This window comes from Paraburkholderia sp. UCT31 (assembly GCF_014397655.1).
In the GTDB taxonomy this organism is placed as follows: Bacteria; Pseudomonadota; Gammaproteobacteria; order Burkholderiales; family Burkholderiaceae; genus Paraburkholderia; species Paraburkholderia tuberum.
In genome coordinates, this window is sequence record NZ_VZQP01000044.1 from 45,200 (window position 1) to 71,847 (window position 26,648).

Annotated in this window: 24 protein-coding genes and 6 pseudogenes; 7 read left to right on the forward strand and 23 right to left on the reverse strand. The window is 60.5% G+C overall.

What is annotated here, in order from left to right; translation table 11 throughout:
* Window positions 1-37 precede the first annotated feature (37 nt).
* Together hydA and F6X40_RS29955 are read right to left on the reverse strand one after the other, a co-directional pair.
* Window positions 38-1,528, reverse strand: a complete 1,491-nt coding sequence (gene hydA / locus F6X40_RS29950; protein ID WP_187630306.1) for a dihydropyrimidinase — start codon at window positions 1,526-1,528, stop codon at window positions 38-40.
* Entirely contained in the window at window positions 1,525-2,253 is a 729-nt protein-coding gene (locus F6X40_RS29955; RefSeq protein WP_187630307.1) for an aspartate/glutamate racemase family protein, read from the reverse strand. The genes hydA and F6X40_RS29955 overlap by 4 nt, the downstream gene beginning before the upstream one ends.
* Before the next feature lie 526 nt (window positions 2,254-2,779).
* Between F6X40_RS29955 and F6X40_RS29960 the strand changes: the two genes are divergently transcribed.
* Window positions 2,780-3,556 (forward strand): GntR family transcriptional regulator, encoded by a 777-nt coding sequence (locus F6X40_RS29960; RefSeq protein WP_262421592.1) that lies wholly within the window; start codon window positions 2,780-2,782, stop codon window positions 3,554-3,556.
* A 564-nt stretch (window positions 3,557-4,120) separates the two neighbouring features.
* Here F6X40_RS29960 and F6X40_RS29965 read toward each other — a convergent pair.
* The 8 genes and pseudogenes from F6X40_RS29965 to F6X40_RS43625 all read right to left on the reverse strand — a co-directional run bounded on the left by F6X40_RS29965 (window position 4,121) and on the right by F6X40_RS43625 (window position 9,309).
* Complete coding sequence (locus F6X40_RS29965) at window positions 4,121-4,795, reverse strand: GNA1162 family protein (RefSeq protein ID WP_187630308.1); 675 nt, start codon at window positions 4,793-4,795, stop codon at window positions 4,121-4,123.
* The gene (locus F6X40_RS29970) at window positions 4,792-5,151 is read right to left on the reverse strand and encodes a DUF4810 domain-containing protein (protein ID WP_187630309.1); all 360 of its coding nucleotides are present in this window, start codon (window positions 5,149-5,151) and stop codon (window positions 4,792-4,794) included. The genes F6X40_RS29965 and F6X40_RS29970 overlap by 4 nt, the downstream gene beginning before the upstream one ends.
* Window positions 5,152-5,153: 2 nt before the next feature.
* Window positions 5,154-5,468 carry a hypothetical protein gene (locus F6X40_RS29975; protein WP_187630310.1) on the reverse strand — a complete coding sequence of 105 codons (315 nt, stop codon included), beginning with the start codon at window positions 5,466-5,468 and terminating at the stop codon, window positions 5,154-5,156.
* Between the two features lie 7 nt (window positions 5,469-5,475).
* A complete protein-coding gene (locus F6X40_RS29980) occupies window positions 5,476-6,423 on the reverse strand; it encodes a CsgG/HfaB family protein (protein WP_187630311.1) in 948 nt (315 codons plus the stop codon).
* 533 nt (window positions 6,424-6,956) lie between these two features.
* Window positions 6,957-7,478 (reverse strand): annotated as a pseudogene (locus F6X40_RS43620) (RES family NAD+ phosphorylase).
* A complete protein-coding gene (locus tag F6X40_RS29990; protein WP_187630312.1) occupies window positions 7,475-7,882 on the reverse strand; it encodes a DUF2384 domain-containing protein in 408 nt (135 codons plus the stop codon). Before F6X40_RS29990 ends, F6X40_RS43620 begins: the two are co-directional and overlap by 4 nt.
* 187 nt (window positions 7,883-8,069) lie before the next feature.
* On the reverse strand, window positions 8,070-8,339 hold the full coding sequence (locus tag F6X40_RS29995) for a DUF1488 family protein (protein ID WP_187630313.1): 270 nt from the start codon (window positions 8,337-8,339) through the stop codon (window positions 8,070-8,072).
* A 490-nt stretch (window positions 8,340-8,829) separates the two neighbouring features.
* Window positions 8,830-9,309, reverse strand: a complete 480-nt coding sequence (locus F6X40_RS43625; protein ID WP_187630314.1) for a gluconokinase, GntK/IdnK-type — start codon at window positions 9,307-9,309, stop codon at window positions 8,830-8,832.
* Window positions 9,310-9,353: 44 nt separating this feature from the next.
* Here F6X40_RS43625 and F6X40_RS43630 point away from each other — a divergent pair.
* A pseudogene (locus F6X40_RS43630) lies at window positions 9,354-9,536 on the forward strand (IS4 family transposase); the annotation flags it as partial.
* Between the two features lie 539 nt (window positions 9,537-10,075).
* Here F6X40_RS43630 and F6X40_RS30010 read toward each other — a convergent pair.
* Window positions 10,076-10,501, reverse strand: coding sequence for a hypothetical protein (locus F6X40_RS30010; RefSeq protein ID WP_187630316.1), 426 nt, complete (start codon window positions 10,499-10,501; stop codon window positions 10,076-10,078).
* A 555-nt stretch (window positions 10,502-11,056) separates the two neighbouring features.
* Here F6X40_RS30010 and F6X40_RS30015 point away from each other — a divergent pair.
* Window positions 11,057-12,328: a sigma-54-dependent transcriptional regulator gene (locus F6X40_RS30015; protein ID WP_222946198.1), complete on the forward strand. Its 1,272-nt coding sequence runs from the start codon at window positions 11,057-11,059 to the stop codon at window positions 12,326-12,328.
* A 71-nt stretch (window positions 12,329-12,399) separates the two neighbouring features.
* Here F6X40_RS30015 and F6X40_RS30020 read toward each other — a convergent pair whose 3' ends face one another.
* From F6X40_RS30020 to F6X40_RS30055, 8 genes are all read right to left on the reverse strand, one after another.
* Window positions 12,400-13,212, reverse strand: a complete 813-nt coding sequence (locus F6X40_RS30020) for an amidohydrolase family protein (protein WP_187630317.1) — start codon at window positions 13,210-13,212, stop codon at window positions 12,400-12,402.
* Complete coding sequence (locus F6X40_RS30025; RefSeq protein ID WP_187630318.1) at window positions 13,209-14,636, reverse strand: dipeptidase; 1,428 nt, start codon at window positions 14,634-14,636, stop codon at window positions 13,209-13,211. The genes F6X40_RS30020 and F6X40_RS30025 overlap by 4 nt, the downstream gene beginning before the upstream one ends.
* Before the next feature lie 64 nt (window positions 14,637-14,700).
* A complete protein-coding gene (locus tag F6X40_RS42700) occupies window positions 14,701-16,173 on the reverse strand; it encodes a peptidoglycan-binding domain-containing protein (RefSeq protein WP_316251860.1) in 1,473 nt (490 codons plus the stop codon).
* A complete protein-coding gene (locus F6X40_RS30035; RefSeq protein ID WP_187630320.1) occupies window positions 16,161-17,102 on the reverse strand; it encodes an aminotransferase class I/II-fold pyridoxal phosphate-dependent enzyme in 942 nt (313 codons plus the stop codon). Before F6X40_RS30035 ends, F6X40_RS42700 begins: the two co-directional genes overlap by 13 nt.
* A 234-nt stretch (window positions 17,103-17,336) precedes the next feature.
* Window positions 17,337-19,253 carry a hypothetical protein gene (locus F6X40_RS30040; RefSeq protein WP_187630321.1) on the reverse strand — a complete coding sequence of 639 codons (1,917 nt, stop codon included), beginning with the start codon at window positions 19,251-19,253 and terminating at the stop codon, window positions 17,337-17,339.
* A gap of 314 nt (window positions 19,254-19,567) precedes the next feature.
* The gene (locus tag F6X40_RS30045; protein WP_187630322.1) at window positions 19,568-20,857 is read right to left on the reverse strand and encodes a hypothetical protein; all 1,290 of its coding nucleotides are present in this window, start codon (window positions 20,855-20,857) and stop codon (window positions 19,568-19,570) included.
* A 15-nt stretch (window positions 20,858-20,872) separates the two neighbouring features.
* Window positions 20,873-21,601 carry a hypothetical protein gene (locus tag F6X40_RS30050; RefSeq protein ID WP_222946199.1) on the reverse strand — a complete coding sequence of 243 codons (729 nt, stop codon included), beginning with the start codon at window positions 21,599-21,601 and terminating at the stop codon, window positions 20,873-20,875.
* A gap of 30 nt (window positions 21,602-21,631) precedes the next feature.
* Entirely contained in the window at window positions 21,632-22,309 is a 678-nt protein-coding gene (locus F6X40_RS30055) for a hypothetical protein (RefSeq protein WP_187630323.1), read from the reverse strand.
* A gap of 463 nt (window positions 22,310-22,772) precedes the next feature.
* On the opposite strand from F6X40_RS30055, the gene F6X40_RS30060 reads away from it, so the two are divergent.
* Window positions 22,773-23,078 carry a pentapeptide repeat-containing protein gene (locus F6X40_RS30060; RefSeq protein WP_187630324.1) on the forward strand — a complete coding sequence of 102 codons (306 nt, stop codon included), beginning with the start codon at window positions 22,773-22,775 and terminating at the stop codon, window positions 23,076-23,078.
* Window positions 23,079-23,230: 152 nt separating this feature from the next.
* Here the strand turns inward: F6X40_RS30060 and F6X40_RS30065 are convergent.
* The 3 genes and pseudogenes from F6X40_RS30065 to F6X40_RS30075 form a co-directional block, all read right to left on the reverse strand.
* Window positions 23,231-23,401: pseudogene (locus F6X40_RS30065) on the reverse strand (transposase domain-containing protein); the annotation flags it as partial.
* Between the two features lie 176 nt (window positions 23,402-23,577).
* A pseudogene (locus F6X40_RS30070) lies at window positions 23,578-23,793 on the reverse strand (transposase domain-containing protein); the annotation flags it as partial.
* On the reverse strand, window positions 23,721-23,915 hold the full coding sequence (locus F6X40_RS30075; RefSeq protein WP_187630325.1) for a hypothetical protein: 195 nt from the start codon (window positions 23,913-23,915) through the stop codon (window positions 23,721-23,723). The gene F6X40_RS30075 and the pseudogene F6X40_RS30070, both read right to left, overlap by 73 nt.
* Window positions 23,916-24,010: 95 nt before the next feature.
* Between F6X40_RS30075 and F6X40_RS42705 the strand changes: the two genes are divergently transcribed.
* Both F6X40_RS42705 and F6X40_RS30080 read left to right on the forward strand, forming a co-directional pair.
* Window positions 24,011-24,433: a recombinase zinc beta ribbon domain-containing protein gene (locus F6X40_RS42705; RefSeq protein ID WP_262421594.1), complete on the forward strand. Its 423-nt coding sequence runs from the start codon at window positions 24,011-24,013 to the stop codon at window positions 24,431-24,433.
* Between the two features lie 112 nt (window positions 24,434-24,545).
* Window positions 24,546-25,229, forward strand: a complete 684-nt coding sequence (locus F6X40_RS30080; RefSeq protein ID WP_262421595.1) for a helix-turn-helix domain-containing protein — start codon at window positions 24,546-24,548, stop codon at window positions 25,227-25,229.
* A 340-nt stretch (window positions 25,230-25,569) separates the two neighbouring features.
* Here the strand turns inward: F6X40_RS30080 and F6X40_RS30085 are convergent.
* A pseudogene (locus F6X40_RS30085) lies at window positions 25,570-26,334 on the reverse strand (IS5 family transposase); the annotation flags it as partial.
* 76 nt (window positions 26,335-26,410) lie between these two features.
* Between F6X40_RS30085 and F6X40_RS30090 the strand changes: the two are divergent.
* A pseudogene (locus F6X40_RS30090) lies at window positions 26,411-26,648 on the forward strand (IS110 family transposase); the annotation flags it as partial.

Consider the following 26,648-nt stretch of genomic DNA (forward strand, 5'->3'; position numbering starts at 1 on the left):
CGAAGTACGCAAGGAGCGCTACGCGGCAGAACCTTGCTTACCCGCGATAGACGGCGGGAAAGGCAAACCGCGGCAGCACCCGGTGAGCTTCGATACGCGGGTTCAACGGCCGGTGCGGCTGTGCGGGTTGCGGCCGCAAGGCCGGCAGAAACTCGCCGCGGCCGCGCGTGCCGCAGGGTTGTGAGCCGTCCCAGACCACCGCGCCGCGCGAAAGCGTCAGCGCTGGCCATGCCTTCATCCGCCAGCCCTCGTACGGCGTGTAGTCGACGTTGTGATGCAACGCATCGTTGGTGAGCGTGAAAGCACGATTCGTATCCCAGATCACCAGATCGGCGTCGCCGCCGATCGCGATCGAACCTTTACGCGGATAAAGGCCGTACAGTTTCGCGGCGTTGGTCGCAGTCAACGCGACAAAGGCATGGATATCGATGCGTCCGTTCATCACGCCTTCCGACATCAGCAAGGCCATACGTGTCTCAATGCCGGGTATGCCATTGGGCACCTGATCGAAGGACGGGTTTTCGCCAGCTACCTGCTTGCCGTGCGGGCCGTCGTAGCGAAACGGGGCATGGTCGGAGGAGAGCACCTGAAACGTGCCGTTCACGAGACCGTCCCAGACGGCCTGGCGGTTTGCTTCATCGCGCGGTGGCGGGCTGCAGATGCATTGATATCCGCGTGGGCCGTCTTCGAGCATGTCTTCGGTGAGCAGCAGATAGTGCGGACATGTTTCGGCATAGACCGCGAGACCTTGGCCCTGCGCCCAGCGAATCTGCTCGATCGCCTCGCGGCCGGAGACGTGCACGATCAGCACAGGTGTGTCGACAAGTTGCGCGAGGCTGATTGCCCGATGCGTCGCTTCGCGTTCGACCAACATGGGGCGCGACAGTGCATGACCGATCGGCGCGGTGATGCCTTGTTCGAGCAATGCCTCGGTCAGCCACGCAATGCAATCGGCGTTTTCGGCATGGATCATCACCATGGCGCCGTGGGCGCGAGCCAGCGCCAGCAATTCGACCATCTGGCGATCGTTGAGCTTGAGCGCGTCGTACGTCATGTAGATCTTGAACGACGTGTAGCCCTCTTCGATCAGTTGCGGCAACTCCTGCTCAAGCACCTGCGGCGTGGGATCGGTGACGATGAGATGGAATGCGTAGTCGATGACTGCACGGCCGTCAGCGCGTTGATGGTACGTATCGATGGCCGCCCGCAGGGTTTGCCCCTTTCGCTGGCACGCAAATGGAATGACAGTGGTGGTCCCGCCGCAGGCGGCGGACACGGTGCCGCTCAGGAAGTCGTCGGCCATCACGCTGTCGTCACCGGTGTCCTGGTCCAGGTGACAGTGGCTGTCCACCCCGCCCGGGGTGACTAACCGCCCGGCCGCGTCGATCTCGCTGACGCCCGGGGCCAGTGCGCTGCCCAGCGCGACGATGCGCCCCCCGCGCACGCCGATGTCGGCGGCAAAGCGGTCGGCCGCGGTGGCGATATCCGCGTTGCGGATCACAAGGTCGAACCCCGCCGCGTCGCTCATGCGACCTCCCGGAACAAGCTCCCCCAGCCTTTGACACGCGATGTCTCGATGCCGGTCATCCGCAGCGCTTTCCAGACCACCGTCGAGATGGTGTCGTACACCGGAATGCCGAGCTCCGCTTCGAGCTCTTCGGCGAGCGGCGCGCCGCGCAAATTGGTGCAGAAAATCGTAATGGCGTCGGGTTTGCTTTTCGCGACGTCACGAGCCATCTCGCGCAATGTGTCCGCGCTGACTTCCGAAAACGAAAAATTGTCCTGCTTGTTCAGATGACGCTCGCCGACACATTCAAAGCCCGCGCCGCTATAGGTCGACACGACTTTCGCCTGCACGTCGTCGCGATACGGTGTGACGAGTCCAAAGCGACGCACGCCGGTCGTGGCGAAAATTTCGTTGAGCGCCAGCACCGAGGTGCATGCGGCAATGCCGGTGCGCGCGGTGATGCTGCGGCATAGACGCTCGTCCGCTTCAAAACCAAGCCAGCCCGATGACGTCCCGTTCCAGCCGATCACATTGAGCTTGGCGTCGGCAAGCAGCGTTGCTGCCGCGAGAATCTCCTCGTCGTCGAACTGTGCCAGCGCCTGCTCGGACATCGCGATCTGGGTCACACGGAAGCGGCCGAAATGCGCGCTGACGTCTGGCACGCCCGAAAGTATCGCCGAGGTGACCGGTTCGAGAACCGTGTTGGAAGATGGGGTCAACATGCCAATCAAAGTGCGTTGCGTCATGATTTCCATATCAGGGGTAGCCTTCTGGCAAGCAGGGCTGGAAGGGTGCTTGCTTGACGCTTGATGACGCAATCTTTATGCCAACATAAATAAGTGTGTTTGTACTCAAAAAAAAGAAAATTGTATGCAATCACATGTCTCGATCAGATGGTGCTCCCGGCCGGTTTTTGGTCGCCTCAAACTGAGCCAGTGCATGTGGACCGCGACGAAATGAACGGCCGCAATAGTTGCATGAAGATGGTGCGCGCCCGCACCAAATTGGGATTGATGAGCTCGATCAGAGCGCACATCGCGCGGTGCGTCTTGCTCCAAGATCGCAATGCATATTTATAAATTGTTGTATACAAAGTAGTTACCAATTCATTTGGTCGCGCGTCGCTTCACGCCAGATCTCGGACGAGTATCCGCACACGAAACACAAGTCTGAACGACCGCACGATGAGGCGGCGCATTGCACGGTTGGCCTTGTGGGACGATCGGAGTACGCTGCGCGGCGATCAACCAGGCATAGTGACGCGGCGAATTTATGTGCACAAAAACGCTCGCGATTGTTCTATCATCGATTTATTTCCCAGCTGCGAGAAACACTTTGAGCCGAGCCTCCGTCATGCCTGCCAGTAAGAGTGTCGCGTCCAAAACGCCGTATACCAACGAGGAAATCTACGGACGCATCCAGAAGGCCGTGCTTGAACATCGCCTTGCACCCGGCACCAAGTTGATCGAGGAGCGGCTGGCGGAAGTCTCGCGTGTGAGCCGAACGAAAATCCGGGAAGTACTCAACAAGCTTGCGCATGAGGGGCTTGTCGAGCTGGTGCCGAATCGCGGGGCCTTTATCGCAAGTCCGAGTGTCCAGCAGGCACGGGATGTGTTCGTCACGCGGCGTATCATCGAACCGGAAATGGTCCGGCTCCTGAGTCGCACCGCCACGTCCGCGCAGGTACGCGCGTTGTACAAGCACGTGCGGCAGGAAAGCGATGCGCGCAAACAGAATGACCGGCCTACGATCATCCGGCTGTCCGGCGAGTTCCATGTACTGATCGCGGAGATGATTGGCAACGAAATCCTGCTGCGGATGATGCGTGAACTCGCTCCGTTGACCTGTCTCGTCATCACCCTCTATGACAAGCCCAACGCACCGGCGTGCCCGCATCACGAGCACAGCGAGCTGATCGATGCGATCGAAGCGCACGATGAAGCGCGTGCCGCCGCATGCATGCTGGAGCATCTGCAGCATATCGAAGCGACGCTGAACTTCGATGAGGTGAAGGACGCGTCGGCGGATATCGAGGCGATCTTTTCCTGAGCAGGCGAGGCTTCGCGTCGGCGCCGGTTGGTCGAGACCGTTGGTGTTATCAGAAAAAGGCATGTCTTGATGATCGCGTCGCGCATCGCGAGGTTAAGGGTCGGCTTCTCGTAGACCCTTGCTTTGCACGTGTCGACGACAATCTGGCCAAGTCACCAATTTCAACAAATCCGGAGAGTCCAATGCCTGTTTTTATGTCCAGGCTGGTTTGAACGAGCCTGAGGCCTTCACCGAACCTGATCGAACGTCAGAGGCGGGCCCGACTACGGGCATTCGAATTTTCTGGTAGCGGTCATTCGCGGCAACCCGCGCGCCACTTTGGTGAGCGACTGCTCTGGCCGACCAATTGTCCTTGAGTGGCCGTACCGAGCGTCTGCCGGGCTCCGATACCTGCCTTTTCACCTCTGACGGCTCGACCGCGGACAACGGGTCGGCTACGACGTCCCGCAACAACTTCGCGGATATAACGCATTGCGCGGAAGAAGTTTAATGGTTGTCCCACCTCGAAATTGTTCCCGCGTTTGCTCTCGCGGGAACATTCATTCTCGAACGGCGCCAATCGTCTCAGAAAGTCGCGCCGTCAGACTTGTAGTGACCGTCATAAGGGCCAGCGGGCAGTCCCTGGCCGGCTTTATTGACGGAGATCGCGTTTGCCTGTTGAGCCAAGGGGACGTAGTTCGGCTTCGCCTTGGCGATCGCCGCCGTGATTGCCGCTACTATCAACGTCGCAAGCGGGTTACCCGCGTTTGCGGCTTGCGGCGAGTAGACCATGGTCTGTCTGTGCGTCCACAGAGTTTCGCCAGTGGTGCCGCTCTTCAGCGCATAGCTGAGATCTACTGTCACCGATGTCGCGAGAACCGCATACTTCGCATCCCACCGGTTGATGGTGATGTACATTACCGAGTCTGCACCGAACATCTTGCCCAGAACGGTCGGATCGTTGGCGTGAACGAGATCCGCGTCACCGAGCCCATCATCCTCCATGACTCGCTTCGTGAGGTTCACCGGAAAGACGTAGTAGCCGCGCTCTGCCAACGGCCGGCTGATCGTTGACAGAAAATAGTCTGGCGCATCGATATCGACGCTGCGGTTGATCACTGGCACAACAAGAATCGAATGCGGATCAGCATGCCGGAACGTTGTGTAATTGTTGTGGACGGGAACTGGCGCGCACGCTGCCATCGCAACTACAGCCGTTACGGCGAGAGTGAGCTTCAGGAGGCGGTTTGCTGCGCTCATTGCTTCGTTTCCTTCGTGCTGGAGGCAACCCTGATCATGGTCGTCATGAAGACGGTCGACTCAGGCCAGGCTGTCTTCTCCTTTTCGAAGAAGACAGCAGCTTGCTTCGAGTCACCGGACTCAAGTAAGACTTGACCATATTCAGCGTAGATTCCCGGAGGCACCTTCTTCCCCGATGCCTCGGCTTTGCTGATCGTATCAGCCAGGTGTTGAGCAAATGCCGCAGTGTCGCCTGGCGTCTTGTAGTGTTCGTACAAGGACGACTCGTAGTTTCCCCAGGCGTATTTCGTCTGAGGAGCACAGGCAGCGGTCATTCCGGCTACCGTGAGCACGACTGCAAATTTCCAGACTTTCATTGTTATTGCCCTCCAGTCGTTACGTCCACTGCGACCGCTTCTCCGCTGGCAGCCAGGATTCTTTTCTTTGTCAGCACCGCGTTGCCGTGACGCACTTCAACGGAGTGCGGGCCTTCCTCAATAGACATCACGCCGTTGACTCCGTTGTACTGGTTCGCTGGTCCGATCAGCTGCCCGTCGAGCACGAGTTCGCTGTCGCTCGGAGCGCCGACAAGGCTAAGGGTTGGACGAGCGCTGCCCGAAACGACCTGGCTATGGGGCATAGCGCAGCCCGCGAGGGCAACGGCAAGCGTTGTCACGCAAATGGATCGCATCATTTGTTGGTTACTCGGCTACGAAGAGAGATTTGTCTTTCGTGACGGCCCCGCTTGTCACAAGGGCCACAGAGCCTTCATTCACTTCGCTGTCGCCAAAATTCGAAGTCACGCGAATGGTCGCGATGGGAGTCGCGGGCAATGTGATCGTGAAGCCCGTTTGCCCGCTCTGAATCGACTCGCCCGCCTTGTAGACGTGGAGAGTTGAACCGGGCTTGATGCCTTGCAGCGCGCCGCCGCTGATGTAGACGATAGAGCCGTCTGCCTTGAGGATGTCAGACTTCCAGGGGCGCTCCTTGAGCTTGGTCATCATGCGGCCGATGACGTCGGAGATCGCAGCGGAGATTGCTTTGTCATTGAGCGAGCCGTCGTAGTCGGCGCGACTCCCGAATCCCGCGATCTCTCCCGACTCGGTGGAAGCTTCGCCGGTACCGGAGGCAGAGAAGAATACATATCCTGTCTTGACATCGACCAGTCGGAGTTCGACTTTCGCATGAGCATTCTGAACCTTCGTCGCGCTCAGGAAGCCCGCCTTGCCTGTGGTGCTGCGACCAAACTCGGTTACCGAGCCCAGAATCAGCGCGTCCACACCTATCAGGCCCGCGTCTTTCGAAAGAGATTGTTCGGCGGCCACCTTCGCAATATCGGGGCGTTCGAAAACGAGAAACTGCTTTGACGCCACCAGGCGGCTTGCTAGGATGTCGCTGGCCTGCTTACCAAGTGGATCAAGATTTGCATCGGTGACGAAGGTGCGGCCATAGCGGGTTTCGTTGCTGAAACGTCCGATGGCGATCTTTCGTTTAACCGCCGCCTCTTCGTCAGTCACCAAGCTGACGGCTTGTGCTGCCTGTTGCTGGGTTCTGGGAGTGGGCGCCTCCTTGACTTGAGGAGGCGTAGATACGGTTGCGCAGGCCGCGAGCATCGCACCCGCTGCGCTGATGGCTAGAGCTTTTTTCATTGTTCCCCGGAGACCACATCTAGTAAATTTTTTCCACAGTCTATGGTTACATTCAGTTACAAGCAAGCGTGTCGTGTCCCGATTTGACGGGAAATACAACAGTGCGGAAAGGCTAAGAAGCCTCCCGGCCGTCAATCGGTCTTCGGCCGACACATTCTTTTAGAGGCTGCCCATTGAAGACGCTCGAGTGGAAATCTCCGCATTAGATAGCCGCTCCAGAACAGGCCACGATAAGGATACTGGTTGATCGAATGGCCGCATGAACCAAGAACTGCTCGAAGTGATCCCTGCCGCGCAAGTGGGCCAAGTTACGGGCGCTACGCTACGTTGTTGCAAGCGGGACGCTGGTCGTGGCCAACCGAACCATCGGTGGCCTTCGGGGCTCTTGGAGCGGTCGTAAGGAAAGGCCGACTTTGGACGGTTGCAGTGAGTTCTTGCCTCTCAGTTCGCCGGTCGGACCTGGCTGGAGCGATATCGAGTGCCGTCGGTTTGCAGCGCCATTAGGAGGAGGGAGCCATATGCTGTACGGCCTTCTACGTCCACGACGACTGATCTCGGGGAAGCGCGCGCTGCGGGTCGTACACCTCAAGCCGGTCTGTCGACCCGAGCTCATCCACGTAGAGAACCAGGTTCACACCCTCCGGCGACAGACGTGACCTGAACATGATCCCTTTTGCACCGGCAGCCACAACTTCGTCACCAAGTACCCAGCTCGGCGGTTCGATGCGCTGATTAAATCAGCAACCACGCCAGTCGCAATAAAAGTCTTCCCACAGCGCAGCCCATTGGCCGGCCCGATACCCACCGGTGAAATCGACGACAGAATCGATGGTCAGCTGGTAACTGACGAGCGTGCCGGGCGGCATCAATGGCGAGACCTGCTGATATTCCCGTACGGCAGTGTTGATATCCAGCGCAAGATAGAGGGCGGAAAGTCCGATGCGGTTTGCCCGTCCTCCATGCTTGCCCGCGCCAGCGCCGCTCGTAGGTGCGACCGCCCACTTGGGCGAGTGCATCCGGTAGGCCGTGATGCCGGAAATGGCGGCGAGGATCATCCTGCCGCGCCTGCTTCCAGAGATGAAACGTAGCGAAGGAGGTCGTCAGTCCGGCCATCGGAAACCAGTTGCTCCGCCGTCTTGTAGTCAAATACAGGCAACGGTTCATTCCTGTACCAGAACAGGGCCTGGCTCACGTCCCCACAAATGTCCGTCGCTGCACGGATAACACGGAGGGCTTCGCGCAGAAACCGCTGGACGCTTTCCGAGGCGGGCTGACGACTGAGCGTATTGCGATGCACATGCGCCTGCTGGGCCAGCGTCTGCAGGTCGATATGCAGGGCCTCACCGAAGCGACGGGCGGAGACGACCGGCGCGGGACTGTCCGGGTCACGCAGCGATGCCATAAACTGTTCGAAGCTGGCGCCTGCGGTCGGACTAATGAGAACGGGTTCCGGGTTCATCTCGATACTCCGTGCACAATATGTGCACAATATTAGCACGAGGGTCGACATCGCGGGTGACAGGCTCCGCGCGGTCGCGAATCTTCGATTTGACATAATACAAATTATCAACATTTGAACGATCGTGCTTTTATTTCTACCCGCCAGTCGCAGATCCCGCACACGCCGGTCCTCGTCGCCGCATCCGCTATCGGATGACGAAGTCGTTTGCCGTCAGCCACAGCGACTCGTCTGGTCGCGCCAGCAACTTTCTCTGTGCGACTCCGAGGATGCGGTTTCGGCCGTTTTCACACGTCCTGAGTATGCGCGTCGCGTCGGCGTTGAGCGGTAGCCAGAAGTGTTCTTCGAGTGCGTCACGTGAAACGGTGCCTTCGACCTCGCGCCCGCGGACTGACAACCAGCAAACCACGGCGAAGCCGTCCGGCGAGACGGCGGCCGCGCGGTCAGACACTTCCATGTCGCACCTCGACGATATCATTCGCAACGTTTCCTTGTGCGGCGCTGCGCAGCGATAAATCTACCAGAAGTCAGAATCAGCGCGATCACCGACAAGGTGACGTTTCAGCCCGTCAGGCGTTCGTGAACGACGATCGCCATGGTGCGTGTCGAGTACTCGACGATTTGCTCAGGCCGGCGTCGCTGCAAGCGGTTTTGTCTTGGGTGGTGGCTGCAGCCGGCACGGACGGTTAGTTGCATATGTGAAATCAACCTTTCTCTCGCAAATGGTGAGCTTTTTCGGGGGCAGCGTATGTCACGACCAGCCGGTCTCTCGGCACTGCAGCGTGAAAACACCAGTGAGACTGGATTCACCAGCGAGAACGCAATAGTCGTTTCTGAAGAAGCGTTCGTAGATCGCGGCGCGTATCGGTAACGACGTGGACGTAGATGGCGTCGTCGCGCACCTCATATACAACCCGGTTCTGACCGCTCAACGCTTCCCCGGAAGCTCAGACCGCCGAAATCTGGAAGCTCCGCCGGGACATAACTGCCCTGCGGGAGCGGACCCTTACATCCGCGATAGCGGCCATTGGTTGAGTTGCGCCCGCGAGTTTGAATACGAACGTTGTAGGTCCCGCACCGAGGACCACGCCCTGTCCTTTGCGCCTTGCCATCCTGGCCTTCAGTTCTTCAGGGGTCACTGCTGGAAGAACGAAGCGAACCTGATCGCACTCGGCGCGGATTCGATCTCGATACGACAGCCGGAGAGCTGAACACGAAGCAACTGCCCCCGTGTCAACATGCCGACTCAGCGTCGCTGCTACAGAATCGAGGAAAGGCCACCGGTCGAAGTCACTGAGCGGAATACCCGCTCGCATCTTGGCGATGTTCGATGCCGGGTGGCAATCGTCTCCCTCAACGAAATGCCATCCAAGAGCTGTGGCGAGCGCCCTCGCGAGAGTGGACTTACCGCATCCGCTCACTCCCATAACAACAAGTGCCCCGCGACCCGCTACGCGTCAATGGCCGACCGGTCCTCGTCGGGGACGGCACCAAGGTGGCCAGGAGCGGCAGGAAGATGCCTGGCGTCAAGCTGCTGCATCAACAGTCCGACTCAAACACCAAGCCCGAATACATCATGGGACACTCGATGCAGGCGGCGAGCCTGCTCGTGCGGGCCGCCAACAGCGTCTTCGCCGTACCGCTGTGGCCGCGTCCTCCAGCTGCCTTTAACGCGAATCACGCGCGCCTGTCCCGAATCCGTCGGCCGCTCAGTTCATTGCTTTCTGGAAGTTTATTAGCGAACCAACGTGCTTAGCTAATTTCTGTGAGCCGCTTCTTTGGCTAAGTACCATACGGAGTCTTGAGACGCTTACATTGTCGGATTTATCCAGCATTCTTGTCTGATTTATCCAGCATTCAAGATGCTTGTTCCACATCCCAGCGCCTAATATTCTCCGTGCGGGCACCGGCTTGGCGCTGCACACGCTCCCTCTTGTACTATTGTTGTCGTGCGACGCTGTAATCGCTCGTGCGCTACTGCAGTTGATCGAGCCGTTACACCTGTTACGCAGGGAATATTGCTCGGCCACTGAGTGAAGCCAAAGCCTATCCGGCTTTCCGTAAGCCTCGTCTAGTTCCCGTGGCAGACCCCGACTCGCGAGAACATCCTGGCTTCGCTTGCAACGCGCATCCTAACCTTGACATAAAGAGGACTGCTAGTGATCCGATGGTTATTTACATGCGTCACATAATTTAGGGATGCGATATGTCTTTATCGGTCGGCATCCTTATGCGAATGCAATGCGGGCAATAACAGGGACCAGTTCCGTATTTCCCTGCATAGATCTCATCGTGATCGCTGCAGCGTTCAAGCGCTGCGGCGTCGCGTTCGATGTTGTAGAGCTCGGTCAAGAACACGAACTGGAAATTGACATCGCTCCACTCGAATAAGGCGCCGCTCGGGTCCTTACGTTGCGTCACTGGCGGAGGATCACCGAGACCGGTGAGGAAGTAGATCGTGCCCGTGTAGAGGACGCCGTCGTCATCGCTCGCCCGCGGGAGCGAGGAGACAGCCAGGATCGAAAGGTACTTATCGATGTGGTCCGGGAAAGTGGGCCCGGCGAGGAAGTCCGGCGCGAGTAGATCGTAGATGCCAAGGTTGCGGACAGACGTGGCCATAGATTTCTCCTCGCCTGCTAATGGCCTGATTGAGTACCATGTTCGATATGCTGATGATCGGTCTGCAAAAGATTGCTAACCATCGATTCGGCCTTCGACGCAAACTGTTCAGGCAATGTCATCACTCACCTCTCGCTCGAAACGGGGAAACCTTCCTGACTCACGGAAATTCAGGAGACCTGTCATTGAAGCTTCTATGCCAAGGTGAGGGCTTGCGCAATTCTCGATCCAGAATTGAGCAGATACTACGTTAGCGTTGCGGCGAAGACTTTCACGCTCTGCGGGGTCCTTGTCGCAAGTGGGTTTTTCGCCTATAAAAAACTGACTCGAGACGCAAAGCGTTGACCCACCGAAGCAACGAACATCGCAGTGCGCCCGTCCTGGATTATGCTTTCATGCGACGGCGCGGGAGTCCTAATTGTGACGTTTGTGAACGAGTCACCTTCCGCCAACCAGACACTGCGCGTATGGGTTCGCTTCGCCCGGCACGTCAGTGCCGATGTGAGGCAAACGCTTTCAGCGATGCTGCGGTGTACGGGCATCGAAACTGATTGCATGCCATCGCCGCCCACTGGAACGGGCCTGTTCGTGTTTGACGCCTACGACGACGAAACACTCGAGTCCCTGCGAAGCGCGAGCCGCAACGCGGCGGTCCTCGTGATCGCGATGGTGGCTCCGGCCATCGCCACGCCCATTCAGTGGGACCTGTTGCGAGCGGGCGCCGCCGACGTCCTCGTATGGCCGCAACTTCCGCGCGATGCACTGCAGGTATCGGCTCGCCTCGGACGATGGCTCGCCGTGCAGAATCTGGTTGATTCCCCACGCGTCAGTAATTCGCTGATCGGCACGAGCGATGTTTGGCGCTCGCTCGTCAGACAGGTCGTGGAAGTCGCAGCGTTCACGCGAAGCTCTGTGCTCATCAACGGCGAGAGCGGCACCGGCAAGGAACTCATCGCGCGACTCATTCACGATCTCTCGCCGAACAACCCACGTCACGAGATGGTGATCGTGGACTGCACGACGATCAGTGCCGAGTTGTCCGGCAGCGAGCTGTTCGGACATGAGCGGGGCGCTTTCACCGGCGCCGTGTGTCAACGAGAGGGGGCGTTCGAGTTAGCCAACGGTGGCACCCTTTTTCTCGACGAGATCGGTGAACTGCCTCCGCCCCTGCAGGCTCGACTCCTGCGTGTGATCCAGGAACACAAGTACAAGCGTGTGGGCAGCAACACATGGCAGCATACGGACTTTCGTCTCGTGTGCGCAACCAATCGCGATCTGGACACGGGCATGGTTGATGGAACGTTTCGCAGAGACCTCTACTTTCGCATCGCCGGATGGATCTGCCGCACGCCCTCATTGCGCGAACGACGAGCCGACATCCCGGCGCTTGCACGGCATTTCGTCTCGAGCGAATGGAGCAACAACGAACGCAAGGAGCCGGCACCCGAGTTCGACGATTCCGTGCGCGAATATCTGCTAGCACGCGACTACCCCGGCAACGTGCGGGATCTGCGTCGCGTCGTCACGCGGCTACTGCATAGACATACGGGGCCGGGTCCCATCACGGTGGGAAATGTTCCAGAAGAGGAGCGGCCATGCGCGTCCCTTGCCGCGACGAGTTGGCCCGACATCACGTTCAATTCCGCCATCCGTCACGCCGTGCAACTCGGTATCGGCCTGAAGGAAATCGGCCAGGCGGCGACCGAAACCGCGGTGGATGCCGCTATCGACCTCGAGCAGCAAAACCTGCATCGCGCTGCGTGCAGACTCGGCGTGACCGACCGGGCTTTGCAAATGCGGCGCGCCAATCGTGCTGGAACAGCCTGAATGCCGGTGGAACATTCTGTGCCAGGTCCCGCCGACTCGCGACAGTAAAACGAGCGCAGTCAACCGCATGTTCAGGCCCGCACCGCCCACCAATCAGGCAACACCTCCGGCAACCTGTTCGGGCGAGCCGACACGCCAAGCTTCCGGGGATATCGCTGCACGCCGCGAATCAGCCGCAGGAAGTTGCCTCCCATGATCATCGCCTTGTCGGCACGCCCGATTTCCAGCGCCTGCACCTTGGCAAGCTCCACACCCGGATGCAGCCAGGGGCCGTCGGTACCAAACAGCAGCTTGCTGGCACCGGCCCGGTGTACCGCCTGTTCGAGCAGGTCGTATCGCCGCACGCCGGAAGTGTCCGCGAAAATGTTTGCATGCCTCACCAGATGATCGATCATCGCGAGCTGTGCGTGCCAGTCATCGGCGAAGCTGCCGAGGTGGGCAATGATGAACGCGACGTCGGGGTACTGTTCTGCGAGCAGCTCGCACACACTCGTTTCTCCCACCGGGTCGTACAACACGGGCAAATGGAATAGACGCGCGGCGTCGCAGATCTCCCGGCTGATGCGTGCATCATGCCGGTGCACCTTGATTCCGACGAACCCGTACTGCTGAACAGCGACGCGAACCATATCCGAAACGCGGCCGCGGTCGCGTTCGGCATGAACGAATGCAAACCCGTAGAACCGGTCCGGCTGGCTCGCAACGATGCGCGCAACCTCCCGGTTGGCGAACGCATAGTCGCTGTGAAATGCGGCGAACAGAACCGTGCGGCGAATACCCGCCTTCGCTGCGCGACGCAAGTAGGCGTCAAGCGACGCGGACGTGTCCCAGGGGCCGGTCAGACCGTCGCCCAGACCCGCGTGGCAATGGCAATCGATAATCATGGCGCAGCCTCCAAAAGCGGATCAGATCGTGTATCCGCATTTGCGCCGGCGCAGCGGGTGGCGAGCATGGACATGAAGTGAATGCTCGTCTCGATGCCGCGAAAATAACCGGCAAGGCTAAACCGCTCGTCGAGCGAGTGCATCGCATCATCGGGCAGTGCGAAGCCCATCATCACAAGTGGCACGCCGCGACAGGTCAGCATGTGAGCGATCGGAACGGTGCCGCCCAAACGCAAAAACACGGGATCGATGCCGTAGCCCCCTTGGTATGCCGCTCGAGCCGCACTGACACCCGGAGCGTCGCGCGACATCACGAACGGATGCGCACGCATGGTGGTTCGCGTCACGACCCGCATGCCCTGCGGCACGTTGCGCCGGATGTGTGCCGTCAGAAGATGTTCAACCTGATACGGGTCCTGGTCCGGCACGAGCCGCAGATCGATCCGCGCCATTGCGCGCGCAGGCAGGATCGCTTTGGCGCCCGGCCCTGTATAGCCACCGTCGATGCCCGACAGGATCAACGCCGGACGTATCGTGATGCGCTCGTAAAGCGAGTAGCCTTCTTCCCCCCAGCCTCGCGACACCCTCATTGCGTCCAGCAATTCGGCATCGGTGGGGCCAGAGCGGCTCATGTACGCGCGCGCTTGTGGCGTGAACTCGCGGACGCGATCGTAGATGCCGTCGACCGCAATCCGGCCGTGCCGGTCATGCAGGCCCGCGAGCAATTCGCTCAGGGCCTTCAGCGGGTTATATACAGCGCCGCCGAAATTGCCCGCGTGGAGGTCGCGAGGTGCGCCGCGCAGTTCTACCTCGACGCCGAGCGCGCCCCGCAGGGACTCAACGATAGCCGGTCGATCTGCTGCCAGCACCCAACTGTCCGATACCACCGCAACATCCGCTGCAACAGCATGCGAATACATACGCATGAATTCACCTAGGTGGGTGCTTCCGGTCTCCTCTTCCCCTTCGAAGAGGCAACGCACGTTGACCGGCAATGCGTCCGCCGCGCGAAGCCAGCTTTCGAGCGCCTTCACGTGCGCGAACATCTGCCCCTTGTCGTCGGATGTCCCTCTGCCGTATAAATGGCCTCCGCGTACCTCTGGCGAAAACGGCGGCGAACGCCACTCGCGTTCAGGGTCAGCGGGTTGCACATCGTAGTGCCCGTAGATCAGCAGGGTTGGCGCGTGCGGTCTATGCAGCCAGTTTGCAGTCACTATCGGATGCCCTGCCGTGGGAGTAACACGGACCTCCTCCATACCGGCTTCACGCAGGTGCGCGGCCAGCCATTCAGCGCAGCGCGTCACGGCAGGTGCACGCGCCGGTTGTGCACTGACGCTGGCAAATCCCACGAACTCCGCGAGTTCAGCGACGAAGCGCCGCCTCGCCGCGCGAGCGCAAGCAATGGCTGAGTCGATGCGTGGCATGCGCACGATTGTGGACCGGTGTGAGTAGATCGATGCGCCAGTGGGAGGGCGGCATTTTGGGTGGCTATGCGCCCACCACGACGATTACGCGTCCATGCCGCACCCATCGCCCCGATGATCGCCCGTCCTGTTTCGCACCCTGTAGAAACTCGGCTCCTCCGCCGACGGCCGGCTTGCCGCCGGCGTCATGGTTTTCCTGCTCATAGGCCTCCTGTTCGTAGGCTTCTGCCTCGAAGGCACCCGTTTCGAACGGTCCAACGCCGGGTGCACCGGACGTGGCGGGTACGACACCAGGGAAGGACTGCTGGAAAGTGGACCGACCGCCAGACATGCACCGAGGACATCTGCAGGTGAAAGCGTGCATGTCAGCACGGGGCCCCGTAAGCCCAAAAGCGTGGGGTTGAAACTCCCGTTCGAACTCGCCACCGTCACCGCCGGCGCCTCCATCGCCCCCACTGCCACCGTCCCCTCCGTTGCCGCCGTCATCTGCGTCGCCGTTTCCGTCGGACGCGCCGTTGCCGTCGGGTGCGCCGTCCCCGGCCGAGGCGCAGGCCTGCTGCAAGGCCTCGCGCGTATCCGGTCCGAGGATCCCGCTCGGTCGGATGCCCTGGCTCTTCTGGAAGCTGCGGATCAGGCTGCGCACGGATGCCTGCATGACACCGTCGAGGGGAAGATTCGTCGACATGACCTGATTCAGGCAGTCCTGGGCCCACCGCACATCTTCCGATCCTTGCGAACCGAAGCCGCCGCCGGGACCCTGCCACGAGGTAAATCCGCCATCGATTCCGCGCCAGCCCGGCCAGTAATGATGTCGGTGGCCATGTCGAAAGCCGCCTGGGCCGGGTGCCGCACCACTGCTTCCGGGTGGCCACCCACCCGCTCCCTGACCTGCGCCAGGTTGTCCCCACGTTGGGGGCGAGGCGTATCGACGAGGCTGGTTTTGCCATCTGTTTGTCCCGCCCGGGAACGTCCCTGTTTGCGTTGGGCCTGTCGCGCCCTGGCCGATCCTGAATCGCGCGTTACCTGTCGAGCCCTGGCCCATCCCTCTTTGAAATTTGCCTGTGCCGCCTGGGCTCGTCTTGCCTTGCGCTCCCAACTGTCTGTACTGCGGCATCCTGCTCTGCATGCGCGTGTTGCCCAGAGCTTGCGCGCCCTTTAGTCCGCCGTGCGCAGAGAATGCCGTGCCTTTCGCGGTTCGCTGGCCGGCATGGCCTGCGAGACCTGGCAGCGCACGGCGCGCAGTCAGGCTCGGGCTTTTCTGCAAGTTTGCGCCACCACGGGCCGCCACGCCTTTCTGAGAGCCGGCTTGCCTGACGTTTGCCATTGACGTCGTTCGCATACGATTCTGCTGGGTGGATGTGTGGCGCGCGCCTCCGTGCATGCCCGAGCCCAAGCCAGTCTTCAGGTGCGAACCCGACGCGTGATGCGTCGGCGTCCGGCCGCTCCGGCCGGCTTCCTGTTCGAATTCCATGCTTCGTGACTGACCATACGGAGAACCTCCGTGCGGCATCTCGCCGAACCTCATCATCTGATCCATATCGCTTCTCCGCAAAGGCCGGACACACTGTGTCCGGCATCGTCCAGTTGGGCAGCGGCACGTGCCGTGAAATCGATATCGGCTTTGCTGTGCGCCGCTGTCACGATTGCGCCAAGACGCAGTTCCTGAGACCGGCAGACTTTCGTGAGCAGCATTCGCACGCCACTTGCCCGAAAGCCGTCATGCAGCGCTTCGACATTGCGGCCGCACATCGCCTTGAATGACTGCATGGGGAACGGCAACGCTCCCGTCGCGATGAGTCCCACACGGGCGAAACAGTCCCTCAGCCGCATGACAAGTGCGACCAGCCTCCTGCGTATCGCATCGCCCTTTTCCCTGTTGATCGCAAGTGCTCGCGAAGCCGCACGAAGCACCGCCACCGACGGCGGGCTGCAGTGAATCCGGGTCTCGCTGCGACGGCGAAACCAGTCGACTTTTTCCGCGCTTCCCGAGAGTACCGCGACAGGTGCACCGAAAGCCTTCGCAAGGGATGCACCGACAAGGATGTGTGGTCCACGCACACCATGCCAGCACAATGAGCCGCCGCCGCCACATCCGAGTACATCATGGGCATCAGGATTCGCACCGAGCACGCCGAGCGCCTGCGTGTCGTCGAGGACGAGTTGACCGCCCGTTTGGCGCGCGATCTGCGCGTAGGCTGCAACCGGCGTGACCTTGCCACACGACGGACAGTAACCGTCCGCCACGATGACGGGACGGCGTCCCTCGCGCAGCCAATGCCGCGCCCGTCGTGTAAGCGCCTCGACATCATGGTGCGCAAACTGCTCGACCGGGGTGCCGCGGGCGGCCGCGCGCTCGACGCCCCACCGTGCGATGGGATACGTGCTCGCGTCGAGCAGGATCGCGATACGCCCGGCGCCCAGCATGCCCAACAGATCCCAGAAGAGGTGCAGCGTGGACGGCAGCATGGTCGAGGCCTCACAGCCCTGCAGTTGCGCAAGCCCTGCCGCGACAGCGTCGCTCAATGGCGGCTCCTCGAGCACCATCGGCTTGCCGAGACTCAGTTCGTCCCATGGACAAAGCGACACCGTGGGATGCCTCAGGCCGAGATACAGGGCGGAAGTGAAGTCGAGCATGGTGAAACTCATCCGTCAGGTCGTTTCAGTTGCCTTCGCAGGTGTGGGTGCTGGGCACGCCGCCGGTCAAGCCGCGCGCTCCTGCAGAGCCAGGCGTTTTTGCAGCAGCACGGAGGGCATCATCGCGTCCAGCTTCGCATCGCCGGGCTCCGCCGTCAGGTCGACGCCGGTGGCAGCGCGATACGCATGCGTGTACCCCTGGATCTGCGGGCGCCAGAAGCGCGCCCAGTTGAAAGCCTGCACTGGCTCGAAAATCGGGCTCCACGCGCCCCAGCGAATCGACAGCAGAATCTGTTCGCCGAACACGCCGAGATTGTGAAAGTGCAGCACGCTGGTGTCGGTCCAGCCTTGCAGCTTCTTCATCGCATCGACGCGATCCATCCACGCCTCCGGATACGCGACCATGATCCGCGTGGGCAGATACTCCCTGAACTCAGGGCGCGCAAGCAGCCATTGCTCCATCAGCATCTCGATGCGCGCGGTCGACGGCAGATCGCCGAACCCGTTGCTCGAAGCCTGCGACAGAATCAGATGCACCTCTTTGAGCGCATTCAGTACGGGGAAAGCATCGGCTTTGACGGTGGTGTCGTCGTCCTGCCTGTAGAACGCGGCGCAAAGCCGCAGGAGGTTGTGAAAGGCCTCGATGAACTTCGAACGTGAATCGGCCGGCCGGATGTCCTGCACGGCCTTGCCTTGCAGACGCAGACCGTATTGGTGATCGTATTCGTAGTTGCGCACGACTACCGTCAGCCGGTGCTGTTCATCCTGGCAGTGACCGAACATCAGGGTGGCGAGCGGGCGCAGCGGATCCATCTCCAGGTTGGCAAGCGGATCCGGCGTTTCGACCGATCTGACGTTCTGGAAGCGGCGCTCCACCGCCTTCACGGTCTGTGTCGTCATGCCTTCTTCGTGCCAGTACGACCAGAGCAGTTCCAGCAGACACGGGTCGCGCAACTTCTGCTGCATGATCGCGTAGTTCTCTTCGTCGTACATGTCCGCGCCGGGACTGTTCGGGAAACTGCGCAGACGGACGTCAGGCAGCTTGGAGCGGATGATCGCGAGATACGGCAGCGCGGATATGCCGTTCACGCGCTGCATATAGTGGTCCTTGTATATAGGCAACAGGCTCGTACCGGGTACCGGAATGCCGCGCCGTTCGAGCCAGGAGTCGTCGCAACCCCGGTCGAACGCGGGATCATGGCGCAGCACACCGCAGTTGACCATGACGAACGCCTCGGTCGCAGCCTTCAGAATCCTGTATGCGTCGGTATCGGTGAACGGCAGCGCGCGCCGCGTGAGCAGACCGCGGTAAGTATCGCGCTTGGCAGGAAAACGATGCTGTTCAAAACCGGATGCAGCAGGCTGCGTGTTCTCGCCATCGAAGAGGTACGACATGAACGACTGATAGGTGTCGAACGAGAGTGCGTTCGTACAGTTCTGGATGCCGGTCCAGAAGGCGACGTCACTCGTAAACTCGGTGACGGTGCGGTCGAGGCGCGTGTTGATGTCGCCGTGGATCCTCAGGCGGGGCGTTTCGTCGGCGTGGTATTCCACTCCCACGAACAGCTTCGCTGGCGGAGGTGTCGCGGCGTCGAGCACGTGTCCCCCTTTCGACGGTTCGAAATCGGGTAGATACGGGAACAGAAACGTCACGTCGAGCCGCTGACGGCCCGGGTGCCTGACTACCATGTTGGCATGCGCTTTCGAGTCCTGCGCGTAACTCACTCCCTCGGGCCACTCGACACACCATTTACTGATGTCGTGATCTCCGCATTGCGCCTCGAGCGTGACCTGATCGCCCACGCGTACGATCCCCGGTGGAACGTTTGGCCCCTTGGGATCGAGCATGCTCATGATGATCTTGGGTTGCACGTCCGGAATCAGTTCAATGGGCTCTTTCTTCTCTTGATCGACCCGTTCGTGTGTGCACGGATGATGCTCGTACACGACGTGATATTCGCTGCTCTCATTGAACGTCCCCATTTTCAGTCGGCATCGGCCATGCCCATCGGTCCTCCCCTGCGAGATAAGCACGTCGTCCGAATGAGGAAACCGCTGCAGGCTTCCCTGCGTATCCTGATGATTGGTCGCTTCCGAACCCGGCCGCTCATATAGACCCACCGTGGCATCGACGAATGGCCGGCACTCCTGACTGCCGTCATGCACCCAAACCTCCACCACGTGTGCCGTTGAACCACACCGACCTTGAGTTTGTTCCATGTCACACCTCTTCACAATTAATCAGTCATGCTATTTAATGGTCAGATACTGCGCCGGTGAGCTATCTCTACGTGATCCTACGTGGTGGACGCCGCACAGGAAGCGGCAGCATCCAGCGTGCTTTTGAGCGCCCAATGCGTGAGCAGTTTTGCGAGCAGGTGGCTCTCTCCTTCGGGGCTAAGCAGACCGTCTGCGCGCGCCTGTCCGATCACGGCGAACACCAGCGTCGGTGCTGCGCGATATGCGTCGCCAGGCGTGCTGCACCAACTCCGGTACAACGCCGCGAGCCGCGCAGGCTGCCGCTTCTCGACTCCCAGTGCTTCCCGCAACGACAGCCCGCGCAACGAAGGAGGCCGGTGATCGACGAGGAGCGCGACGAATGCCGGAATACTCGCCTGCAAACGCGCTAGAAGCAGACGGCGATCAGCCTCGACCGTCGAGACCGGATAGAACGACTCCCACAACTGCGCGAGGCGAGCCCACTGGGGATGCGGATAGAGCTCCGCGCCCATCGCACAGCTCAACTGCACACGGATCCACGGCACGGGGTGCGGGTCGTCGACGCTCAGACGGAACACGAATGGCCGCGGCAGACCAACGACGGCCATCAGCCCCTGCGTCGAACCGATGCCGACGCGGGCAACCGACCACAGATCGGCGACAATTTCCGCGATCCAACGCTCCCAAAGGTACCAGAGGTCCGCATCACGCGCATTGCCGCGTTGCAGACTCTGTAGCACCTGACGCAGCGATGCAGTGAGATCGAGCAGTGCCGCCGCCTGATGGCCGACTTCATGAATGAGCGATGAAGCAACGCCACTGCCCACCATGCGTTCCCGCGGCACCCGGATAATCGCGACAGGATTCGATCCACCACCGGGCAGACGCGTGCGTGCCCGGCGGATCGCCGCGCCAATCCCGCGATCGAGGTAGCAGATGATGGGTGGCGGTTCATAGTAGCCACCCGGTAATGCGACCGCGTCCGCCGACACGACATCCAACCCAGACAGCCACACCCCCGTCTCGTCCTCGCAGCGTTGCGAGATCACGTCGTAAAACATGTCGAACTGTGTGAGCACCGCGTTGAACTTGAGCCGCAGAATCGTGAAGCGGTGCTGCGCTTCAGCCGCACTCACCCCGCGGGGCCGTCCGCTGCGCAGCCACTCGATGTAGCCGCGCACGAGCTTGCGCAAGTTGACGCGCCCTTCCATCAGGAAGCGTTCGATCGCGGTCTGCGCGCCTGGCAGGAGCGCGGCAGCGGGCACCATCGGCTCCAGAAGCGCGAACGGTTTCACCCGTCCGAGTCTCGCGAGAAGAGCCCGCGCTTCCTGCTCCAGCGTCCACGCGGCGAAGTCTGAGATGAACATGGCCCCTCGCACGCCTCAAACGCCGTGTAGCACGATCTTGTTGCCGCGACGCGTCCAATGTCCCGTCGCCGGCACACCTGCGCGAACCGGCGCGCCGCCTGGCGAGCCACCGCTTAGCAATCCCGGAGCGAGGCGCCGCACCGACTCGATCGCTGCGGCTTGCGCGGCCGCGTGCGGATCGGACGATGCCGGGGCCGTCGCAGCACGGTGAATCGTGTCCGCCGCCACCCGCACGAATTGTTTGGCGCCTTCGAATTCGCGGTCTTCCTGTTCGAGCATCTCCGCCTCGAGACCGAGCGCGTTACCCGCCGCCGACGCGAGACCGCTGCCAATCGATGCCCCAAGCGGGCCGCCGAAAAAGCCCCCAAGCGCGCCGCCCGCGAGAGGGAGCGCCTTTTTTGCCACACCTTTGAGCACACCACCGACTGCCTTGCCAATCGGCGAGCGGATAATGCCGCCTGCGACATTGGCAACGCTCTTGAACACATTGCCGAGAAACTGCTCGAGTTCGGCTTCGTTGTTGACTCTGAGCAGTTCGCTGGCCAGTTCCATCTCCTGGGCTTCGCTCAGGATCGTCTCGCCGAAGGTTTCGGAGGTCTCGAAGGTTTCGAAAGCCTCTCCGCTCGACTCCTGCTCTCCGAATTCGTAGGATCTGCCTCCAGAATTTCCGAACGCAGGGTTGAATTCCATTTGGGTACGGTCGATGTCGTGCATGATGAAGCCCTCGTAATAAGTGGAACGCAAACGCGTGCCGCCTGCCTGTCACAACCGGAATCAGCAGTCAGCGACGATGATCGTGCGGCCGTGCCGAACCCAGCGGCCGCCACTGCCGGGGCCCGCCGCCGTATGCCGCTGATGCATGTCGGCGAGACCACAACGAAGCGACGCGCTCGCGCGCGCCGTTCTCAAGAGGCCCGGCGCCTGGTGCGTGGCGGAGCGGGCCAAGGCTGCAGCGGCAACGTCACGCGGACTTGCACCCGGCGCGAGGCTGACATGCCTCACCGCATCCGATGCGAGCCGGACGAACTGCCTGCTTACTTCGAACTCCTTATCTTCCTGACTGAGCCCTTCCAGTTCGCCCGGAAAGACATGCGCGGCCTTCTCGACCGCACCGGCGCGTTGCATCGCAGCGGGAACCAGCGCACCATCCGGGCCGGCGCGGCGCACCGCGACGGGCAGCACGCAGCGAGCGGTGTGCGAGAGAAGATCGACAAGCGCATTGCCTACCGCCTGCATTGGCCGCCGTCCGACGGCACGGGATACCCGCTCGATGAGATGCCGCAGGAACGCGTTCAGGCTTTGCTCATCGGTCACTTCCAGTGCAGCAAGCGCGAGTTCCATTTCAGCATCCTCGTCCAGCCGCTCAGAAGACTGACGCGCGCGGTCTGCGGTGGCTGCACTTGCCCCGAACACCTCCTGTTCGGGGCTATACGCGACGAGAAGGTTTTCCATGGCGTGCTCCTTTGATTGCGGGCCCGCACGCGAAATTTGCGCTGCAGGCGCAAGTCTGGTCGTTCGGGTCACGCTCCTTTGTTTGCAACTCGTATGCCATGAGCACTTGCCCGTCTGATACGGAAGGTAAGCCGGGCGCTGCGAAGCTCGCTTCGCATTTGAAGAAAGATGATCGGGTTGAGGCGAAGCGAGCTTCGCACTTGCCATCGGCAGTGGGTGTAGGGGCAATGGGCAACCGGCGTAGAACGAAGGAATTCTGTCCCGCTCGTGCCACGAAAGCCGTCAACTTCAAGGCATCCAGTTCGTCTCCGGAGAATATGCCGATTATTCAGTCACTTATCACCGAAGGAAATGCGTCAGCACCCTTCTCGTGACAAGGGGCCACTACTGCATGCGGGTATCGAGCGCAGACGTTCATGCAAGGACTCCGATCGGTGAGCCAATACGGGAGACGCTCGCAGACTTGAAGACGACCGCTTCACGCGAGGCAGGACGCCATGTACCGACGCGTGATCTTCAGGGCGCCAATTTCCGCCATGCCAATCTTAAGGGCGCCGATTTCACTGAGGCCTATCTTCTGCTCGCCCATTTCGGAGATGCCAAACTTGAGTTCGCCAATCTTTGGGGCGCCGATCTTGAAGACGCAAAAGGCCTCGACGCATACATCGCTGTCCTTGAAAATGCGACGGGGGATGAGCGGACAAGACTTCCCAAGGATGTGAAACGCCCAGAGCATTGGCCACACGAAATGACTGAACCAGAAGAGTGATTGCTTTCGCAGTGGGAACGTGCTTGTCTGGTTCCTTACAGAAGCCATCGTCCGGCGGCTGCGCCGCGTCTATAATCCCTCCGACCATTTCGTGCCGCCTCTGGTTTATGTAAGCATGGCGCCGGCGACGTCTTGACTGGAGATCGCGATCTTCAGGCTGCCGTGTTGAGCTGATCGGCCACGACCCCCGGTGCGAGTTCGTCGATGCGGTTAATCGCATGGTCGGCGATGCGTGCGAGCACAAAGCACAGATACGCCTCAGGATCGATGCCGTTGAGTTTTGCGGTGCCAACAAGGCTGCAGATTGCGGCGGCAAGCATCCCGTCCGCAATCCGTCTTTATCCCGCTGTAATTGCCATCGGCCCCATGTCGGCCACCAAGCGTCATTCGGTCTTCCCGCCGTTCGGACCTTCGAATGGCGGCTCCGCCGACAGCAAGCAGTCGCTCGATCGCCGATACAACGTAAGCGGCTGGCGAACCCACCTTGACGAACGGTGAATCAGGCTACAGCGGTAAGAGGCTGGCAGTTATGTGGTAGCAATGCGGCGATGTCGCTTGCCCTGTGGGTGGGCAGCCGTGTCAGGATGTCTTTCAGATATGCGTGGGGTTCGTGACCGTTGAGTTGCGCTGAGCGGATAAGGCTCATGATTGCGGCCGCACGTTGGCCAGCGCGCAGCGACCCGGCGAACAACCAGTTGCCCCTGCCGATGGCAATTTCCCGTTCATTCTGCCCATATCGGGCAGGAAGTCGAGATTCATTATCGCTGGCATCCGCTGTATGGGCGTCGCGTCAAGGTTAAAGACATCGAGCGTCGCGGCGGAGGTCAGGTCGTCCATGTGGAGGCGGACGCCGGTGTAATCAGGATGATCGCGGCATGGATGCTCGATGCCGCGATCTGTTCAGCGATGGTTCTCGGCGAACCGAGAATTAAGTGACCCCCGGCAAAGCCGAAGGCTACATCGACTGGGCGGAGTTTGAACGCAACCAGAAGAAGCTCGCGACAAATGCTTACGGCAAGGCGGGCGACGTAAAATCCGGTCGTGGTGGCCGCGCGCTGCTCGCTGGCCTGCTTGCCTGCGCACGCTGTGGACGTCGCCTGTCGGTGGCCTACGCTGGACGTATCCCGCAGGCCGTGTACCGGTGTGACCGCTTCGACACGTCAGCGCGATGTATGAGGTTCGGTGGTTCCCGTATCGATGCGACTGTCAGCAAGGAGCTTCTGCGCGTCGTGGAGCCATTGGCGATCGAAGCGGCCCAACAGGCTGAGCAAATGCACATGGATACCCTGAACGAGCAGCAACGGATCGTGGAACTCGAACTGCAGCAGGCCCGGTACGAGGCCACGCTGGGCTGAGCGGCGCTACGCCGCCTGTGATCCCGAGAACCGCCTGATTGCCGCGCAGCTGGAGAAGAACTGGGAAGCGGCATTACGTCGTGTACAGGCCTGCCAGACGCGCGTGGAGACGGTGACTGCACCAAAGGCGCAGGCTCCCCTGCCTGACTTTACGAAGCTCGCCGAAGATCTTCATGCTGCGTGGAATGCACCGGGCGTCGCCATGCGCACACGTCAACAGCTCGTTCGCGCGCTCATCGTCGATATCGTTGCCGACGTCGATGAGGCTACACGCGAAATCATTCTGACGATCCACTGGCAAGGCGGTCAACATTCCCGGCTACGGATTCGCAGGCCGCGAACTGGCGAGCATGGCTGCAGTACGTCAGACGAAGCGCTCGCGGTTATTCGCAGCATGGTAACCCGATGGTCCGACCAGGACATTGCTGCGTCACTGAACCGCATGGGAATACGCATAGGACAGGGCAAGACCTGGACCGCACATCGTGTCAGCTCTGTACGGCATGTCCGCGATATCCACGCCTACAAGTCGGCAGATAAGGATGGCGACTGGCTGACGATGTCTGAGGCAGCGAAGGAGCTTGGTGTCACTCACTACATGATCCGGCGTCTGATCAACGATCGGATTCTGCCTGCGGAGCAGGTCGTGCCTGATGCCCCATGGCAGATTCGTGCGATCGATCTGCACAGCGAAGCGGTTACCGCAGCACTGGCGCGCAAGTATCGCCCGTGTCGCAACGATGTCGAAGGGCAGATCCCAATGTTTATCGAGGTTTCAGAAGGAAATGCACAATGAACGCCCCGTTGCCCATGGACGGATCTGGTTTTCGACCCAATTGTTACCTGGCATGCTATTCGTGCGCTCCGCACGGCGCGCACGGCGCCGAGGTGAAGCGTATCGTGCGAGTTCCGGGATGGGGGCGTCGGGAGCATGTCTTTCGGGCAGGCCGGCATTAGACAATGAACGGCGAGCTCGGGTGGTTAAGGAAGGTCTGCACAACCCTCTTTGCAAGCGTTATCTTTCACATCCAGCGCGGCCTCTGCGTTCAGATCTTTGCTGGCAAGTCAATCGCCGGGGCTTTTTTCGCGCGCCGGAGCGCTTCAACCAGACATACGGACTTTATCGGCTCGGTGTTTCAAGCTTTGCGCAAAGCTCTACGCGCCATCCATAAATTGCCCAAAGCAAACAGCGTAGTGATCTGGGCGGTGTTCTTCATCAAACCACGATAGCGGGTCTTCATGTAACCGAACTGCTGCTTGAGGATGCGAAACGGGTGTTCGACCTTGGCTCGAATACCCGCCTTCAGGCGTTCGATCTGATCGTATATCGCGTCCACCGAATCACTCAGATCCAGTTTCCTGCGCTTTGCCGGTCGCATTGCAACATGCCAACGAACCGCGTCAGCCTCACAACGCTTTTCGATACCCTGATATCCGGCGTCCGCGTACACATCCGTTTCTTTACCATGCAGCAATGCCTGGGCTACGTTGATGTCGTGAACATTGGCCGCCGTTCCGAGGACCGTATGGACCAGGCCCGAGTCGGCGTCCACGCCGATATGCATCTTCATCCCGAAGTACCAGTTGCCACCTTTCTGCGTTGATTGCATTTCCGGATCACGCGTGCCGGAGCCATTCTTTGTCGAACTGGGCGCGGCAATCAGAGTGGCGTCGACTGCCGATCCAGCCTTGAGCATCAGGCCTTTCTCCGTCAGGATTTCATTGACCAGCGCCAGCATTTGCACCGCCAGTCCGTGCGTTTCCAGCAGATGGCGGAACCGGAGAATCGTGCTTTCATCCGGCAAGCGAACCATCCCGCCGTCGAGACCCGCGAACTCGCGATACAGCGGAACGTCATAGAGTGCCTCTTCCATGGCAGGGTCTGACAGACCGAACCATTGCTACTGAGATGGACCCGACGCACCTTCCGGGGGAAACTGAGCATCTCGTTCTCACGAACCGATGTGGAGGCACACCATGGAAATCGATCTTCTCGGCATTGACCTCGCCAAGCGTGTCTTTCAACTCCACGGCGCCGATGCGCGCGGCCGGGCGGTGTATCGCAATAAGGTTTCACGAACGGCTCTGATTGAAACCGTGCGGGCCTTGCGTCCTCAGATGATCGCGATGGAAGCTTGTGGCTCTGCCCACCACTGGGCGCGGCGTTTCCAGGAGGCAGGTATCGAGGTGCGCCTCATCAGCCCCCACTACGTTT

Coding starts and splice junctions, on each gene's coding strand:
- F6X40_RS30045 (WP_187630322.1), bottom strand. CDS start 20,857: ATGTTCATCTCAGACTTCGCCGCGTGGACGCTGGAGCAGGAAGCGCGG.
- F6X40_RS43625 (WP_187630314.1), bottom strand. CDS start 9,309: ATGGGAGTGAGCGGATGCGGTAAGTCCACTCTCGCGAGGGCGCTCGCC.
- F6X40_RS30055 (WP_187630323.1), bottom strand. CDS start 22,309: ATGGAAAACCTTCTCGTCGCGTATAGCCCCGAACAGGAGGTGTTCGGG.
- hydA (WP_187630306.1), bottom strand. CDS start 1,528: ATGAGCGACGCGGCGGGGTTCGACCTTGTGATCCGCAACGCGGATATC.
- F6X40_RS29980 (WP_187630311.1), bottom strand. CDS start 6,423: ATGAAAAAAGCTCTAGCCATCAGCGCAGCGGGTGCGATGCTCGCGGCC.
- F6X40_RS30035 (WP_187630320.1), bottom strand. CDS start 17,102: ATGCTGCCGTCCACGCTGCACCTCTTCTGGGATCTGTTGGGCATGCTG.
- F6X40_RS29975 (WP_187630310.1), bottom strand. CDS start 5,468: ATGATGCGATCCATTTGCGTGACAACGCTTGCCGTTGCCCTCGCGGGC.
- F6X40_RS29955 (WP_187630307.1), bottom strand. CDS start 2,253: ATGACGCAACGCACTTTGATTGGCATGTTGACCCCATCTTCCAACACG.
- F6X40_RS30075 (WP_187630325.1), bottom strand. CDS start 23,915: ATGGACGACCTGACCTCCGCCGCGACGCTCGATGTCTTTAACCTTGAC.
- F6X40_RS29960 (WP_262421592.1), top strand. CDS start 2,780: ATGTGCACAAAAACGCTCGCGATTGTTCTATCATCGATTTATTTCCCA.
- F6X40_RS29965 (WP_187630308.1), bottom strand. CDS start 4,795: ATGAGCGCAGCAAACCGCCTCCTGAAGCTCACTCTCGCCGTAACGGCT.
- F6X40_RS29995 (WP_187630313.1), bottom strand. CDS start 8,339: ATGGAAGTGTCTGACCGCGCGGCCGCCGTCTCGCCGGACGGCTTCGCC.
- F6X40_RS30025 (WP_187630318.1), bottom strand. CDS start 14,636: ATGCCACGCATCGACTCAGCCATTGCTTGCGCTCGCGCGGCGAGGCGG.
- F6X40_RS29970 (WP_187630309.1), bottom strand. CDS start 5,151: ATGAAAGTCTGGAAATTTGCAGTCGTGCTCACGGTAGCCGGAATGACC.
- F6X40_RS30015 (WP_222946198.1), top strand. CDS start 11,057: ATGCCATCGCCGCCCACTGGAACGGGCCTGTTCGTGTTTGACGCCTAC.
- F6X40_RS30020 (WP_187630317.1), bottom strand. CDS start 13,212: ATGATTATCGATTGCCATTGCCACGCGGGTCTGGGCGACGGTCTGACC.
- F6X40_RS30040 (WP_187630321.1), bottom strand. CDS start 19,253: ATGGGGACGTTCAATGAGAGCAGCGAATATCACGTCGTGTACGAGCAT.
- F6X40_RS42700 (WP_316251860.1), bottom strand. CDS start 16,173: ATGGATCAGATGATGAGGTTCGGCGAGATGCCGCACGGAGGTTCTCCG.
- F6X40_RS29990 (WP_187630312.1), bottom strand. CDS start 7,882: ATGAACCCGGAACCCGTTCTCATTAGTCCGACCGCAGGCGCCAGCTTC.
- F6X40_RS30010 (WP_187630316.1), bottom strand. CDS start 10,501: ATGGCCACGTCTGTCCGCAACCTTGGCATCTACGATCTACTCGCGCCG.